Annotated in this window: 13 protein-coding genes; 1 reads left to right on the top strand and 12 read right to left on the bottom strand. The window is 60.8% G+C overall.

Annotated elements, in window-relative coordinates; genetic code table 11:
* Window positions 1–45 precede the first annotated feature (45 nt).
* The 11 genes from PMI30_RS08400 to PMI30_RS08450 form a co-directional block, all read right to left on the bottom strand.
* Window positions 46–1,509, bottom strand: coding sequence for a GDL motif peptide-associated radical SAM/SPASM maturase (locus PMI30_RS08400; protein ID WP_008012209.1), 1,464 nt, complete (start codon window positions 1,507–1,509; stop codon window positions 46–48).
* A gap of 272 nt (window positions 1,510–1,781) precedes the next feature.
* Window positions 1,782–2,363 (bottom strand): DUF1842 domain-containing protein, encoded by a 582-nt coding sequence (locus PMI30_RS08405; RefSeq protein WP_008012207.1) that lies wholly within the window; start codon window positions 2,361–2,363, stop codon window positions 1,782–1,784.
* Between the two features lie 54 nt (window positions 2,364–2,417).
* Window positions 2,418–3,062 carry a DUF1842 domain-containing protein gene (locus PMI30_RS08410; RefSeq protein ID WP_008012205.1) on the bottom strand — a complete coding sequence of 215 codons (645 nt, stop codon included), beginning with the start codon at window positions 3,060–3,062 and terminating at the stop codon, window positions 2,418–2,420.
* 41 nt (window positions 3,063–3,103) lie between these two features.
* Window positions 3,104–3,292: a DUF1843 domain-containing protein gene (locus PMI30_RS08415; protein ID WP_008012203.1), complete on the bottom strand. Its 189-nt coding sequence runs from the start codon at window positions 3,290–3,292 to the stop codon at window positions 3,104–3,106.
* Between the two features lie 349 nt (window positions 3,293–3,641).
* The gene (locus tag PMI30_RS08420; RefSeq protein ID WP_008012202.1) at window positions 3,642–5,207 is read right to left on the bottom strand and encodes an amino acid permease; all 1,566 of its coding nucleotides are present in this window, start codon (window positions 5,205–5,207) and stop codon (window positions 3,642–3,644) included.
* 157 nt (window positions 5,208–5,364) lie between these two features.
* On the bottom strand, window positions 5,365–6,525 hold the full coding sequence (locus tag PMI30_RS08425; RefSeq protein ID WP_008012200.1) for an iron-containing alcohol dehydrogenase: 1,161 nt from the start codon (window positions 6,523–6,525) through the stop codon (window positions 5,365–5,367).
* Window positions 6,526–6,528: 3 nt separating this feature from the next.
* Window positions 6,529–7,920: an aldehyde dehydrogenase family protein gene (locus PMI30_RS08430; protein WP_008012197.1), complete on the bottom strand. Its 1,392-nt coding sequence runs from the start codon at window positions 7,918–7,920 to the stop codon at window positions 6,529–6,531.
* 7 nt (window positions 7,921–7,927) lie between these two features.
* Complete coding sequence (locus tag PMI30_RS08435; protein WP_008012195.1) at window positions 7,928–9,301, bottom strand: glutamine synthetase family protein; 1,374 nt, start codon at window positions 9,299–9,301, stop codon at window positions 7,928–7,930.
* A gap of 227 nt (window positions 9,302–9,528) precedes the next feature.
* The gene (locus tag PMI30_RS08440) at window positions 9,529–11,286 is read right to left on the bottom strand and encodes an L-lactate permease (RefSeq protein WP_008012193.1); all 1,758 of its coding nucleotides are present in this window, start codon (window positions 11,284–11,286) and stop codon (window positions 9,529–9,531) included.
* A 445-nt stretch (window positions 11,287–11,731) separates the two neighbouring features.
* The gene (locus PMI30_RS08445) at window positions 11,732–12,853 is read right to left on the bottom strand and encodes a DmpA family aminopeptidase (protein WP_008012189.1); all 1,122 of its coding nucleotides are present in this window, start codon (window positions 12,851–12,853) and stop codon (window positions 11,732–11,734) included.
* A gap of 190 nt (window positions 12,854–13,043) precedes the next feature.
* Complete coding sequence (locus PMI30_RS08450) at window positions 13,044–14,147, bottom strand: polyamine ABC transporter substrate-binding protein (RefSeq protein ID WP_008012187.1); 1,104 nt, start codon at window positions 14,145–14,147, stop codon at window positions 13,044–13,046.
* Between the two features lie 111 nt (window positions 14,148–14,258).
* Here PMI30_RS08450 and PMI30_RS08455 point away from each other — a divergent pair, with 111 nt between their 5' ends.
* The gene (locus tag PMI30_RS08455) at window positions 14,259–15,032 is read left to right on the top strand and encodes a helix-turn-helix transcriptional regulator (RefSeq protein WP_008012186.1); all 774 of its coding nucleotides are present in this window, start codon (window positions 14,259–14,261) and stop codon (window positions 15,030–15,032) included.
* 110 nt (window positions 15,033–15,142) lie between these two features.
* Here PMI30_RS08455 and PMI30_RS08460 read toward each other — a convergent pair whose 3' ends face one another.
* Window positions 15,143–16,084 carry a class I SAM-dependent methyltransferase gene (locus PMI30_RS08460; RefSeq protein ID WP_008012184.1) on the bottom strand — a complete coding sequence of 314 codons (942 nt, stop codon included), beginning with the start codon at window positions 16,082–16,084 and terminating at the stop codon, window positions 15,143–15,145.
* Between the last annotated feature and the right edge of the window lie 197 nt (window positions 16,085–16,281).

The following is a 16,281-nucleotide window of genomic DNA, read 5'->3' as shown; positions in this document are numbered from 1 at the left end:
GGCAAGCCTGGCTCCTACATGGGCGTTTTTATGGGCATGACGAAGTCACATCAAGGTATTTTGCGGCATCCCCAACAGGCCGGTCAGGGTGTTGATGATCGCTTGTTGCCGGGCACGGTCTGTCTGGTGCACGGCTTCTGCGGCGGCGACATCGGCGTCACAGTGAGGGCAGGTCACTTCGTGCGCATGGATGTACTGCAAGCAACCTCGACACAGCGCCAATTGCGGTGGAATACGTCCTTCGTCCGGTGATTTCTGGCCCTGGTTTGCCCAGGCCAGTTTGATCACCTGGCCGCTGTCGCTGACGCTGCTGACCGTCTCGCCGGTATCGATGCGTTCGGTGATCAGGTCAAAACGTCCGACGGCGAAGGACGTCTTGGCCGCGTCTTCGAGTTTGACGATGCGCTCGCGCAGCCCGCGTTTTTGCAGGTCCAGCGCGCGGTAATGGCAGTAGGGGTTGTTGCCGGGTTTGCCAAGCAGGGAGTGCGACGTCCAGGTGCAGCCGCCACGGCAAACGTCGTTGTAGTAACAGCTTCGGCAGTAACCCCACAGGTCTTCGACGCCGCGCAGTCGGCCAAAGTGCATCCCTTCGCTGTAGTGCCAGATATCGTGCAGGCTCATGTTGCGAACGTTGCCGCCCGAAAACCCCACGGTTGCCAATGACGGGCAACCCTTGACGGTACCGTCGGCTTCCAGCGCCAGCACGGTCTGGCCGGCGGCGCAGCCACTCCAGTGCACGCGCTCGTCGCCGAAACCACGCCACATGTGTTCATAAGGACCGTAGTAACCAATGTTGTTGCCCACGTTCATCAGCAGGCCGCGATCGACACCTTCGCGATACAGACGCGCCAGCAACGGCATCACTTCCAGCAGTTGATAAGGCTGCAACAACAGCTCCGGGTGATCGACGGCATTGCCCATCGCGACCGTCAGCTGGATCTGCCAGTGAGTGGCGCCGAGGCCGATGATCAGGTCCATCAGCTCAGGCAGATCGGGCAATGTGGCCGCGCCGATCTGTGTGTTGACGCTCACCGCAAGCCCGGACTGTTTGGCGCGTCGCAAGGTGTCTACCGCCTTGTCGAACGAGCCCGGAACATTGCGCACCGCGTCATGCAGCGGGGCCAGTCCATCCAGTGAAACACCGACGCCATTGAGCCCGGCATCCACCGCTGCCTGCATTTTTGCCGGTGTCAGGTTGCGTCCACCGGTTTGTATGGCGCAATACATGCCGTGATCGTGGATGGCCTGGATCAGTTGCGTCCAGTCCTTGCGCAAATAGGCTTCACCACCGATCAGGGTGATCTCGCGGGTGCCGAGGGCGGCCAGTGAATCGATGACGTCCAGGCATTCCCGGGTGTTCAATTCATCGGGGCGTCGATGGCCTGCGCGTGAGCCGCAATGCAGGCATTTGAGGTCGCAGGCCAGGGTGATTTCCCAGACCACATGCACCGGCACGTAGCGTTTGAGGTCGGTTTCACTGAGGTAGCGGGCAGGGCGACTGTCTGACATGGAAAATCCTTGCGCACAACGCGTGCGCGGCACGAATCCATCGAAGTGTTCGCGCCTTCCTTGGGGCAGTGGCGCGACCGGATTTACCTGTTGAAGTTGAAAAGAACCCGGGCTCGGCTAATGCCAGTCAGTTAAGGACTGAACACCGTAGCCCTGTGGGAGCGAGCCTGCTCGCGATGGCGTTGGGTCAGCCAACGTTGGCGCTGAATGTACCGCCCTCATCGCGAGCAGGCTCGGCTCCCACAGGTTGGGGGCAAGCCCGGTAGTGCGGGTTAGCGAGCCTCCAGCCGCTTGATTTCAACGTTCAACTGGTCCAGCGCGTTGCGCAGCGCACCGCTATGGGCCAGTTGCTGTTCACCCTGGCTGACCACGGCCTTCAGTTGCGCCAGGTCACCGCTGGTTTGCGCTTGCTGGACCGCGACGGCGTAGAGCGGCACCGGATGGTGCGGATGCTCTGGGCGCACAATAACGGGAGCCTGGCTGACCGCTGCGTGTTTCACGTAATGCCAGACGCCCTGTTCCTGGTACTTGTAGTCGGCATAACCGCTCGCCCAATCGCCGCCTAAAATGCCCTTCAAACCGAAGGTCTGGGCGATCTGACTGAGAGGGCCGCTCGGGCTGCCGGCCAGGGTGAGGATGATGTGGCTCTCCGCCGTCGGCACCAGTTTGGCTTCGGAGTATTCACCCCAGACACGGGCACGGAAGTTGAGGGGTGGGTAGGTGCTTTGGAAAATACTGGCAATCCCGCTGACTTTTTTCTTTGTGGTATCCACCAGCAGATCGAGGGTTAAAACCGGTGCGCCCAGCAGGTGATTGCTGACATTGAGGCGGGTATGAAAAAGTCCGATTGACATGGTGCTGCTCCCTTATTTGTATTCAAGACAAGTCGGGCATGTGTCGTGGGCGAGTCAGCGGCGTTCCTGTCGGCTGATTTCTTCCTTGGCCGTTTCAAGCGCACTCTGCAGTTGGGGTTGCTGATCGAGTTGCTGCTGGGCCAGGCGCGACAGGTTTTTCATCTGGGCCAGGTCACCGCTGGCCATTGCACTTTGGATCGGTGCGGCGTACAGCGGCATGATTGGCGGATACGATGACTCCGGCGGAATCACCGGCCCGGGTTCCAACGGCAGCGGGGATACGTGGGACGGCACCGCCTCAATGAGATGGGCGGGAGCATTGTTGACCTCGACCCACTGCTGACCATTCAAGTACGAGTAGTTGGCGACGCCTTCTTTCCAGTCGGTGCCCACCACCAGTTGCAACTTGAAATTCACGATGGAATTCGAGCCTGAGCCGCCGTGATTGCCTTGTGCGGTGATCAGGATTTTGCTGACGCCGGGTGACATGACCGTCAGGTAGGTGTATTCGCCCCACACATCGGAGTGCACATCCAGAGGCGGGTTGGTCGCCTGAGTGATTGCGGCGGTGCCGTTGACAGTCTCGTCAGGAGTAAAGACCAAAAGATTAAGTGCCAGACTTTGTGCACCCGGTGCCGAAGTACCAATTCGGTAGCCGAGCGGGAACAAACCGACAGGTTGTTGATTAGAACCAGACATGGTTATTGCCTCCATTGCAATAAGGGGAGCGGAAATAGCGGTTAGTGCTTTTCCAGGCGTGCGACTTCCTTTGCCAATTGCTCGTAAGCGGTCGTTAGCTCTTTGTTTTCTGGTGTGGATGCATCGCGTTGTTTCAATAGCGTCTTCATTTCCGGCAGGCTGCCTGCCTTGATCGCGCTTTGGATGGCCACCCCATAGGGGGGCATGCTATGGCGGGTTGAACTGCTCATAACGATTCCTTCCGTGGTGTTTTGCGGGCACTGCTGTCATCAGCAGTTTTTGCAGTTAAGCAGGCGCGGATAAATATGCAATGGGCAACTGAAGAGTAATTTTTTATATTATTTTATTAATCGCGATGGGTTAGGAAGTGGTGTGTTCAATATTAAGTTTGGCGATGAAGGAAGCGCTGTTCAGTTACTTCTTCATAAGCGTCAAGTTACTTATCGCCATTATTCGTATTTGATTAATCAAGACACGCACCTTGTGCTTCCTGTTGGTTGATACGCTTTTCGTAGGAGCCAGGCTTGCCGGCGAAGGCGCTCTTGAGGACGCCTTCGCCGGCAGCCTGGCTCCTACATGTCAGCTCCCAGCCTGTTTGTTCAACGCCTCTTCAGCCGCGGCGATTTCTGCCTGGCGCTTGATGATCATGTCGCCCACGGGCGGGCCCTGGAAGCGCCGGGCTTCAAAGGCGAACCAGATGATTGCCGTCAGAATCAGAAAGCCGAGCGTGATGTACAGCGCCCAATCGTTCGGTGGCTGGATGCCGATGACAAAGATCAGCACCATCGAAAGGATCGAGAGGATGGCGAACAACGAGTAAAACCCGCGCCCCATGTTCCACGGCCCCATGGTCGGCCACTTCGCAGTCCCGTAGGTAAACAGGCCCAGCACGATGGGAATGATGAAAGAGAAGAACAGGAAGATCACCGTGCAGGAGACCACGATCGTGTAAACCGGCGTTTCGCCGATCGATACCAGGGACGATCCCCACACGAACAACACCGCGAGCGTGGCACCGGTCCAGATCGCCGCCACCGGGCTGCGATGGGTCGGTGAGACCGAGGCCAATGCTTTGGAGAAGGGCAGGCCGCCGTCACGGGAAAACGCGAAGATCATGCGTGAGACCGAGGTCACGGTCGCCAGCCCGCAGAGAACCTGCGAGATGAAAATCGCCAGGTAAAGCGCCATTTTGATCGCCGGGTTCACCTGAGTGTCCATCGCCCAGAAGAACACATTCCAACCGTGCTTCGCCGCCTCGTCCATGCTCGGCAGCATCAGTACAAACGAGCAGAGCATGACCCAGCCGAACAGCAACGACCAGGCCACCGAGCTGACCATCCCGACCGGTACCGACACGGATGCCTGATGGGTTTCTTCGGAGGTATGCGCCGAGGCGTCATAGCCGGTGATGGTGTAGATCGGCAAGAGCAGGCCGAGCATGAATATCCAGCCGTTCGACACCTGTGGCCAGACGCTGCCGCCGGCCTCACCGGAGTAGTTGCCGAAGGTCACCAACCGGGCGAACTCAAAGCTGGGCGCGGAGATCAGGCAGACAATGGTCAGCGCGAGCGCCGTGGCGAAGATCAGGTAACCCGAGAAGTCGGTGAGCTTTGCCGTCAGGCCGATGCCGAAGTGGTTACACAAAGCCTGGAGGCCAGTCAGGATCGCCAGGAAAGTGATCCGTGTGGTGATGGTGTCTTCCATTCCCAGGGCCGGTCCGAAGGCACCGAAAAAGAAGTAATAGGTACCGACGTTGATCGCGCCGAGCACCGTGATCAGCCCCAACAGATTGAACCAGGCCGTCAGCCAGCCGGTGAAGCGGTTACCGAGAATCGAGCCCCAGTGATAGAGGCCGCCAGCCGTTGGGTAGGCCGAGGAAATCTGTGCCATGGCCATGGCGAAAACCCCGGAGATCAGGCAGCCCAGTGGCCAGCCGATGCCGATGGCTGCACCGCCTGCACCCGAAGTGCCCTGCGCCAGCGAGTTGATGCCACCCGAGAGGATGCAAATGATCGAAAAGGAAATGGCAAAGTTGGAGAAAACGCCCATGCGTCGCGAGAGTTGCTGGGCATAGCCCATGTTGTGCAACACCTTGAGGTCGTCGTCTTGTGGCGCGGTGGCGCCGGGTTGGCTTACTGGACTCATAACGTGTGCTCTTGTTCAGGTTTTGATCCACATCCATCCGCGTGGTGCGTTGCCGAATGGGTTTGTCTTCAACCCCCTGTCGTACTGCTCCTGCCTCTAACGGTTGAAATCCATCCAGGTTGCGTGCTCACACGTTGGCCATGGACAGACGATTGCTCTAGAGACGGCCGTGAAACGCCGCGTCGAAAATTTCTGCCGCGCCAGTTCGTGTCAACGGCAACGGGTTGCCGCCGGCGCAGGGGTCGACAATCGCCATGTCCGCGATCAAATCGGCCTGCTTGTCATCCACCCCCAGTTCAAACAGCGTATGCGGCACGCCGATGTCTTTGCGCAGCTTGAGGACGAAGGCCAGAAAGCTGTCGAAGCCCGGGGAGGGCAGACGCAAATAAGCCGCCAGGCGGGTGATGCGTTCTTCGATGGCCGGGCGATTGAACTTGAGTACATAGGGCATGAACGTGGCATTGGTCATGCCGTGGTGGGTGTCGTACAGAGCGCCCACCGGATGGGCGAGTGCGTGCATGCCACCCAGGCCTTTCTGGAAAGCGGTAGCACCCATCGCCGCAGCCGCCAGCATTTGCGCGCGCGCGTCGAGGTCGGAGGGGGTGTGTACGGCGCGTACCAGGGCATTGGCCACCAGGCGCATGCCTTCCACCGCAATCCCTTCGGCCATCGGATGAAAGCCGGGAGCGCAGTACGATTCCAGGCAATGGGCAAAGGCATCCATGCCCGTGCCAGCGGTGACTTTTGCCGGCATGCCGACGGTGAGGGCCGGGTCGCTGATGACTACGCGCGGCATCATTTTCGGGTGAAAGATGATGCGTTTGGTGTGCGTACGCTCGTCGATGATCACCGCCGCACGGCCCACCTCGGAACCGGTGCCGGCGGTGGTCGGCACCGCAATGACCGGGGCGATGCTGCTTTCGTCGGCGCGTGTCCAGTAGTCGCCGATGTCTTCGAAATCCCAAACCGGTCGGGTCTGGCCGCTCATGAACGCGATGAGCTTGCCCATGTCCAGCCCGCTGCCACCGCCGAAGGCGACCACTCCATCGTGTTTGCCGGCGCGCCAGGCGTCGAGGCCTCCTGCCAGATTGGCTTCAATCGGATTGGGCTTGAGGTCGCAAAACAGCGCTACACCAAGGCCGGCAGCGCGCAAGGATTCCACCGCCGCCGTGGTGATCGGGGCACGCGCCAGGCCACTGTCAGTGACCAGCAACGGTCGCTGGATACCTTGGCTGCGGCAGACTTCGGCCAGTTCGGCGATGCGGCCAACGCCAAAGCGGATGCTCGTGGGGTAGTTCCAGTTCGCGGTCAGGCTCATGGCTCAGATCTCGTGGCGCAGATGGAAGGATTTCGCGCGAGTCAGGTGTTCATAGCCAAGGCGCGACAGCGTGATGCCGCGCCCGCTGTTTTTCACCCCGGTCCAGGCCAGGGCCGGGTCCAGATAATCGCAGCGGTTCATGAACACAGTGCCGGTGGCGATCTCGTCGCCGATGCGTTCGGCGGCAGCGAGATCCTGGGTCCAGATGGACGCGCTGAGCCCGAACTCACTGTCGTTCATCAACGCGATGGCTTCGTCGTCGCTGGCCACCGGCATGATGCCGACCACCGGGCCAAAGCTTTCCTCACGCATCACCGACATTTGGTGGGTGACGTCCACCAACACCTGCGGCGCTAGATAGGCGCTGCCGGGTGCATCGGCGGGAAAGTCCTTTGGATCGATCAACGCCCTGGCCCCTTGTGCCAGCGCATCGGCGATCTGCCCGCGAACGAATTCAGCGGCGCTCGGCGTAATCAGCGGGCCGAGGGTAGTGGCTTCGTCCAGCGGGTTGCCCAGCACGTATTGGCGGGTCAAGGCGACGAAGCGCTCGACAAACGCCGGGTAGATTTTTTCATCGACATAAATACGCTCGACGGCGCAGCAGCTCTGCCCGGAGTTGAAGAAACTGCCGTCCACCAGGTTTTCCACCGCATGCTCAAGGTTGGCGTCTGCCCGGACGTAGGCGGGGTCTTTGCCGCCAAGCTCCAGGCCCACGCCGAGGAAGCATCCAGTGGCGGCGCTTTCCATGGCTTTGCCGGCGTCGACTGAACCGGTGAAGTTCACCTGCTGCACGCGTCCTGAAGCGATGATCGCGGCGGTCTGCTGATGATCGAGCAGCACGTTGTGGAACAGGCCTTCGGGCAGATTGGCGCGGCGCAACGCCTCGGCGAACCGTTCGCCGACCAGCAGCGTTTGTGTGGCGTGCTTGAGGATCACGCTGTTGCCCGCCATCAGCGCCGGAATGATCGTATTCACCGCCGTCAGATAGGGGTAATTCCACGGTGCGACGACCAGCACCGTACCCAGCGGCTCGCGTTTGATACGGCGCCGAAAACCGGCGACAGGCGCAGGTTCAATCGCTGCCAACGCCTCAGGCGCAATGGCGATCATGTGCCGCGCACGCTCTTCGAAACCGCGCAGCTCGCCGGCGCCGAAGCGTACCGGGCGACCCATCTGCCAGGCCAGCTCCGGCACGATCTCGGCCTTCATCGCCAGCATTGCGTCCACGGCGGCGCTGCAAAACGCGGCGCGTTCGCTCAGTGGCCGGCGCTGCCATTGCGCCTGGGCGGCTGCGGCCGCCGCCAGAGCCTGGTCGAGCTGCGCCGCGTCGACACGGCGGCGTTCAGCGTAGACCCGGCCATCGACCGGGGAGATGAGTTGAACGATCTCAGTCATGGCGTGCTCAATAGCGCTCGAAGCCGCGCTGCAGTTCCCAGTCGGTGATGCGCCGGTCGTACTCTTTCTGTTCCCACTCGGCGGTGTGCACGTAGTGGTCGATCACTTCATCGCCGAATGCCTCGCGCAACATGCTCGACGCCTTGAGCGCGGCGCAGGCATCACGCAAGGTTTTCGACACTTCGGGCAAGTGCTCGTCGACGTAGGCATCGCCCTCGAAGGGCGGCGTAAGACTGAGCTTTTCGTCGATACCGGCCAGGCCTGCGGCGATCAAGGCAGCGAAGGCCAGATAAGGGTTGAGGTCGGCACCACCGATGCGGCATTCGATGCGGATGGCCTTGCTGCCTTCCGCGCACAGGCGAAAGCCTGCGGTGCGATTGTCCCGACTCCATACGGCCCGCGTAGGCGCGAAAGTGCCGGCCTGGAAGCGCTTGTACGAATTGATGTAGGGCGCCAGAAAACAGGTGATGTCGTTGGCGTATTTGAGCTGTCCGGCCACCCAGGAGCGCATTAGTTTCGACATGCCAAACTCGGCCTTGGGGTCGAAGAACAGCGATTTTTTGCCATTCTTGTCCCATAGCGAATTGTGCACATGGCTGCTGGAACCGGCGGCGTCATAGCGCCACTTGGCCATGAACGTGATCGCCTTGCCCTGCAGTTGCGCGATCTCCTTGCAGGCGTGCTTGATGATCACATGGTGATCGGCCATGGTCAGCGCGTCGGCATAACGGATGTTGATCTCTTCCTGCCCCGGCCCCCATTCACCTTTGGAGTTTTCCACGGGAATGCCGCAGGCCTGCAGATGCTTGCGAATCGCCCGCAATACCGGCTCCTCGCGGGTGGTCTGCAGGATGTTGTAATCCTCGATGTAATGGCCGGCGGTCTTCGGCTTGTGGTAGTTGCGCTCGTGGATCGCCTCATAGCTCTCGTCGAACAGATAGAACTCCAGCTCCGAGGCGAACATGCCGGTATAGCCGCGTTCGCGCAGGCGCTCGACCTGTTTTTTCAGAATCGCCCGCGGGCTGTGCGGCAGATCGCGCCGATGGTGATGATCGAGTACGTCGCAGAGCACCAGCGCCGTGCATTCCAGCCAGGGCACGCGACGCAAGGTGGCCATGTCGGGTTTCAGGACAAAGTCGCCATAGCCTTTGCTCCAGCTGGCCGCGGCGTAACCCGGCACCGGCTCCATGTCGATGTCGTCAGCCAGCAGGTAATTGCAGCAGTGGGTTTCTTCATGGCCGCTGTCGATGAAAAACTCGACCTGGAATCGCTTGCCGACCAGTCGTCCTTGCATGTCGACCATGCAGACCAACACGGTATCGATCTCGCCGGAGGCAGCGGCGCGCTTGAGTGCATCAAAGCTGAGGAGGGGCTCGGTCATCACGTCAGTCCTGCGTGAAAAGTTTGGGCCTGTCTGAAGTAGCTGTTGCTGACGCTCTCCAGAAAAAACCAAAACCTGCAGAATCGAGCATCGTGAGCAATGAGCTGCTGAAAGCTTAGCCTACTGTTGCCATGCGCAAGTTTCGGCCTGAGGTAAACGGCGGTTATCCGGCCTGAACCATGGCCCGGGTCGTGAACCCGGGCCATGGCCAACAGCATTCGCCTCGATCAATGCCCGCCCACCACCATATGGCTGAACGGCGCCACATACGCCTGCAACGTCACCAGCCCGCCGACCAGAATCGCCAGCACCACGGAGTGGAAAAACACGTAGCGCAGGATTTCCCCTTCATGGCCGTACCAGCGGGTGGCGGTGGACGCGACCACGATTGACTGGGCGTCGACCATCTTGCCCATGACCCCGCCGGAACTGTTGGCCGCGGCCATCAATACCGGGCTCAGGCCCAGTTGCTCGGCGGTCACCCGTTGCAAGCCGCCGAACAGCACGTTGGAGGCCGTGTCCGAACCGGTCAGGGCAACGCCGAGCCAGCCGAGCAGCGTGCCGAACATGGGGTAGAAAATCCCCGTGGCGGCGAAGGCCAGACCCATCGTGGCGTCGAGGCCCGAGTAGCGGGTCAGGAAGCCCAGGGCAAGCATGGCCACAATCGTGATGAGCGAGTAGCGCACCACCCACAGCGTTCGCAGGTAATGGTGCAGCAGCTGCGGGATCGAATAACCCATCAGCAGCCCGCCGAGGATCGCCGCCAGCAAGATGCCACTGCCGGTGCTGGTGAGCCAGGTGAACTTGTAGACCGCGTCCTCTTTTTTAGGTGCAGGTACCACGGGCGGCACCTTTTCGATCTGTTGGTGAATCGTGGCGAAGGTCAAGGTCGGGGCAAAGATCGGGTTGGCCTCGCGCATCGGCTTGCCTTGGGGGTCGAGCTTGGCCGAGTGGGTTTGCGGATCCATGACCGGGCGGGTGTCGAACAGGTTTTTGAAGCTCTGGGTGCCCCAGGCAAACACGAAGACTGTGAGGATGATCCATGGCATCCACGCCCGCATCACGGCAGGTTTGGCGTCGCTGGCAAAGGTTGCGCTGGGTTTCTCGTCCGCGTCTGCCTCGACCCTGGAGTTGTCGGTGCGCCCCGACAAGGCGGCGGAGGTGTGCACGCTGGCCGGCTTCCAGACCTTGAGGAAAGCGGTCAGGCAGGCCATGGAAATCAGCGCGGCGATCACGTCCACCAGCATCGGCCCGTGGTAGTTGGACACGAGGAATTGCGGTACGGCGAAGCTGACCCCGGCGACCAGAATCGCCGGCCAGATTTCCAGCATCTTGCGCCAGCCGGCGAAGGCCCAGATCAGCCAGAACGGCACAATCACCGAGAAAAATGGCAGTTGCCGACCGACCATCATCGACAGTTCCATTTCATCCAGCCCGGTCACTTTGGCCAGGGTGATGATGGGCGTACCCAGGGCGCCGAATGCCACGGGTGCGGTATTGGCGATCAGTGCCAGGCCCGACGCGGCCAGGGGCGAGAAGCCCAGCCCGATCAGAATGGCCCCGGTCACCGCCACGGGGGTGCCGAAACCGGCGGCCCCTTCGAAGAAGGCGCCGAAACAGAAGGCAATCAACAGCAGTTGCAGACGTCGATCGTCGGTGATGCGCGCCAGGGAATCCTGCAGCACTTTGAACGAACCGTTCTCGGTGGTCAGCCGATGCAGGAAGATGATGTTAAGCACGATCCAGCCGATCGGCAGCAGACCGTTGGCGGCACCGTAAAGCGCCGCCGAGCCCGCCATGTCCGCCGGCATGCCGAAGGCGAAAATCGCAATCAGCAAAGCCGAGCCCAGGGCCAACAATGCCGCCAGGTGCGCCTTGATGTGGAAAAACGCCAGGGAGACCAGCATCACCACCACCGGCACCGCCGCCATGATGGTTGATAGCAACGGGTTGCCGAAGGGGTCGTAGATTTGCTGCCAGACCATGTTCCACCTCTGCTTTTTATTGTTGGTAGCGCAGACCCCCGTGGGGGAAGGTGGTTTGTAGTATAGGTGGCATTACGCCGCTGTCCTGGCGGGGGGGGCTCAGTCTGGACGGGCTGTTTTGCAGTCGGCGTCAGTAAGCGAGCTTTCGTAGGAGCCAGGCTTGCCGGCGAAGGCACTCTCAAGGACGCCTTCGCCGGCAAGCCTGGCTCCTACAAAGTCCTGACTCGCGTTGCGGTCAGATGCCGGGCTGGAGTTTTTACAGGCAAAAAAAGAGCCTCAAAGCTCTTTGATGGGGAGGAAGTAGAGCCCAGAGGCTCAAGATGCGCATGAAACAAGTGGTGAGCTTATTGGGGTTCAGTTCACTCACCACCTACGCAACGGCTTTAAACCTCCAACCGCTACGTATCAACATCGTAAGAAGCCGGTGGCTGGCACTCAAGTACCATTAGTCTAATCCCCCCGGCCAGCCTGCCTGACGCAGTGCTTTGAGCAAGGTGTTGGCATCCAGGCCCGGCACCGTATGGCCGTTGCCTTCGGTGGTGTTCGCGGCCAGCAGGGCGTTGATGATGGCTTCTTCCACGGCTTCGGTGGCGGCCAGGAACAGCTCACTGATGTGGTCGTTGTTGACCATCCTCAGGTGATCGCAAGTAGGCGCGCCTTTGCCTTCATAGGCGGCTGGCGGCACGTGCTGATTACCGGTGGCGAAGGCGACGAAAATGTCGCCGCTGTGGTCTTCATTGCCGCCACCGGTGCGAGCCAGGCCGAGGCTGGCACGTTGTGCGAGGCGCGTGCATTGGTGTGGCAAAAGAGGCGCGTCGGTGGCCAGGCAAACGACGATGGAGCCCATGCCCGGATGGGGCAGGGAGGCCTTGAGGAAGGGCGAGTCGACCTGCTCCATATAACGCCCCACGGGGTAACCGTCGACGCGCAGTTCGTGACGAATGCCGTGGTTGGCCTGGACGATTGCGCCGACGGTCCAGCCTCCTTGAGCACCATTCAGCCGGCGCGATGCGGTGCCAATCCCGCCCTTGAATTCATGACAGATCATCCCGCTGCCACCGCCCACCGCGCCTTCGATGACCGGGCCGCCGACGGCTGTGCGCAGAGCTTCGGCCACATGTTCCGGACGTACATGAAAACCGTTGATGTCGTTGAGCAAGCCGTCGAACGTTTCCAGCACCACGGGCATGTTCCAGTAAAGGCGCCCTTCGTCGGGTTGCTCCTGACGATCCAAAACGATCAGCGCGTCGCGCACGATGCCCAGGCTATGGGTGTTGGTGAAGGCAATCGGGCTGGTCAGCAGGCCGGCCTCGCGAATCCACTCAAGCCCCGTGGCATCGCCGTTACCGTTGAGCACATGGACGCCGGCGAAGCATGGCTGTTGATTGGCGGAACCGGCACGGGGCTCGATCAGCGTGACACCGGTGTAGATGTCGCGGCCGCTGGCGGTTTGTCCTCGCACATTGCTGTGGCCGACCCGTACGCCGGGCACATCGGTGATGGCGTTGAGGGGGCCGGGTTGCAGTTGGCCGAACTGAATGTTCAGGTCGCGGGCACGTGGTTTCATCGTTTCTCTCATCTTCAATTCGTGGCAGAAAAAGGGGCTTACTGACTAATGCCAGTCAGGTGCGGAACCTGTGGGAGCGAGCCTGCTCGCGATAGCGGCTTATCATTCAAAACGGATATCGACTGACCCACCGTCATCGCGAGCAGGCTCGCTCCCACATGGGATTGCGCTTGGCTGAGAGGCATCAGGATCACTGACCGTTTTTCACGGTGCTCCAGACGCGAGTGCGGACGCGCTCGGTCGCCTTGGGCAGCGGTTCAAGGGTGAACAGCTTGGCCATGGCCTCGGCCGATGGGTAAACGGCGGGGTTGTTGCGAGTCGCCTCGGCCACCAGGCTGGTCGCGCTGCGATTGCCGTTGGGGTAGGACAGATGGTCCGTGACCGGGGCGATGACTTCGGGGCGCATCAAGTAGTCGATGAACGCCAGGCCTTGCTGCGGATGCGGCGCGTCCTTGAGCAGCACCAAGGTGTCGAACCACACCGGCGCCCCTTCCTTCGGCAGGCTGTAGGCGATCTTCACACCATTGCCTGCTTGTTCGGCGTTGGTCTTGGCTTCCAGCATCGCGCCGGACCAACCCACCGCCACGCAGATGTTGCCGTTGGCCAGGTCGCTGATGAATTTTGAAGAATTGAAGTAGGCAATGTGCGGGCGCAGCTTGAGCAGCAGCGCCTGGACTTTCTTGTAGTCCTCGGGGTTGGTGCTGTTGGGTGGCAGGCCCAGGTAATGCAGCGCGACCGGCAGCATCTCCGAAGGCGAGTCGAGCATCGCCACGCCGCACTCGCCGAGCTTGGCCAGGTTCGCTTCATTGAACACCAGCTCCCAGGAATCCACCGGCGCCTTGTCGCCCAGTGCAGCGCGTACCTTGTCGACGTTGTAGCCGATGCCGTTGGTGCCCCACAGATACGGCACAGCGTACTGGTTACCCGGATCGTTGTTGGCCAGTTTCGCCAGCAGCGCGGTATCCATGTTTTTGTAGTCAGGCATTTGCGCGCGGGGCAGTGGTGCAAGTGCCCCGGCCTTGATCAGCGTCGGCAGGCTGAAGTTGCTGGCCACCACCACGTCGTAGCCGCTGCGGCTGGTCAGCAGTTTGCCTTCCAGGACTTCGGCGCTGTCGAAGGTGTCGTAAACCGGCTGGATCCCGGTGTCGCGCTTGAAATCCTGCAAGGTGTTGGGGCCGATGTAGTCGTACCAGTTGTAGACGTTCACGGTGGGGGCGTCAGCGGCGACCGCCGAAAGCGAAGCGCACAAACAGGCGCCCAGTCCCAGGTTGATATGCGAGCGATGACAACTCATGATGCGGCACTCCTGGCCTGCTGCAGGCCGGTGATGATCAGGTGCTTGCAGCGTATCGGCAGGCGGGGGACTCACCCATTCCCATCATGGGTTACTCGAAAGGGGTAGGGCGTGGACGCGTTGCTCAAAGAATTGCCGGTGCACCAAGGGTTGGCGCGGGTCTTTGCGGCGCTGGGTCAGGACGGGTTCTGGCGTGCGCTGGTGGATACGCTACAGCTTTTGGTGCCACTGGATAACGCGTTGGTCGCGGTAATGCGATCGGGGCGAGTGCCACGGCTGCTGATTGATTTCGATTCCAAGGGTGGCGCCGACGAGCATGAAGAACTGGCGGACTACAGCGCCGGCATGTACCTGCTCGATCCGTTCTACCAGGCCGCTTGTGCCGGTATTGCCGATGGCTTGCACAGCCTGGCCGCCGTGGCTCCCGACCAGTTTCAGCAGAGCGAGTATTACCTGAGCTACTTCCGCTCGGTGGTGGGTAGCGACGAGTTGCAGTTCATGGTCAACGTCGACGGCGCGGTGCTCGGTTTATCGTTGGGCCGCTCGACGGCGTTCACCCTTGAGGAGCAGGGCCGTCTGCTCTGCGTGCGCGACTGGGTGCTGGCTGCCATGCGCCGTCACCTGCAACTGATGCCCCCGGAAGGGCCGACCGCCGAGGCCGTGGCCGGCGATCTGGCGACCCTGCTGGATCGCTTCGACGCGCGTTTAACGGTGCGCGAAGTCGAGACGGCGCGGCTGATTCTCCAGGGCTTTTCCAGCAAAGCCATCGCCCAGCAACTGGGTATTTCCCCGGAAACGGTGAAGGTGCATCGGCGCAATCTCTATCACAAGCTTAATGTGAATGGGCATGGGGAGCTGTTTGCGCTGGTGTTGCAGCCGCGTTGATACCTTGTGGGAGCGAGCCTGCTCGCGATAGCGGTTTATCATTCAATACGGCTATCGACTGACCCACCGTCATCGCGAGCAGGCTCGCTCCCACAGGGGCGGGCGGTGACTCAGTTTTTCAGCGTGAACACCAACGCCTTCAACCCGCATTCAACATCGGCATCGGGGAACTCTGGCGGATTTTCCAGCCGCTGCTCAAACCGCAAGCTTGGCGCTTCGCGGGTGACGCCATCGATGAGAAAGTCCGCACCGAACGCCGGATCGTTCATGCAGGCCAGTACCGTGCCCTGAGGGCTGAGCAATTCCGGCAGGCGGCGCAGCACGCGCTGGTAATCCTTGGTAAGCAGAAAACTGCCTTTCTGAAAGGACGGCGGGTCGATGATCACCAGGTCGTATGGACCCTTGCCGATCACCTTGCCCCAGGACTTGAACAGGTCATGGCCGAGAAAACTCACCTTGCTCAAGTCATGCCCGTTGAGCCGGTGATTGTCGCGGCCACGGCTCAGGGCCGGGCTGGACATGTCCAGATTGACCACATGCAACGCGCCCCCCTCGATGGCGGCTACCGAGAAGCCGCAGGTGTAGGCGAACAGATTCAACACACGCTTGCCCTGAGCATTGGCCCGCACCCAATCGCGGCCGTAGCGCATGTCGAGGAACAGGCCGGTGTTCTGTTTGCGGCCCAGGTCCACGCGATAATGCAGGCCGCCCTCGGTGATCGTCATCTCCTCTATCGGCTCCCCTAGCAGCCATTCGGTAGTGCTTTGCAGCAAATAGCGATGTTGCAGCAGCAGAGTGTGCGCGCCGGATTGTTTCCACTCCGGCACCTGAGTGATCTCCATCAGCAACCGCTTCAACTCCTCCAGCTGCGCAGGGTCTGGCTCCTTGAACAGCGAGACCAGCACCACGCCCTGCAGCCAGTCGACAGTCAATTGCTCCAGCCCCGGCCAGCAGCGGCCACGGCCGTGGAACAGCCGACGGGTTTCTGCCGGCGCAGCCGCAAGCGCTGTCAGCAAATGGTCGTGGAGGACGGAGAGGGCATCTGGGTTCATCGGGCAAAGTCGGCCATGCATGGGGGGGCGGCATTTTAACCACAATTATGCGCTGACAAACGGTCGTATTTGTCCGCCTGGACGGAGAATGTCCACGTCAGGTGTATCAAAAATGAATTTTCCACGAAGTCCGCTGTTCATACCTGTAGGTGGGGGATTTCAGCCCGCGAAATCATTTACGTAATCAGGGAGTGACA

Origin of the sequence: Pseudomonas sp. GM50, assembly GCF_000282375.1 — a bacterium.
Lineage (GTDB): Bacteria > Pseudomonadota > Gammaproteobacteria > Pseudomonadales > Pseudomonadaceae > Aquipseudomonas.
Note: the sequence above shows the minus strand (reverse complement) of the source record. Positions and strands in the feature narration are given on the sequence as shown.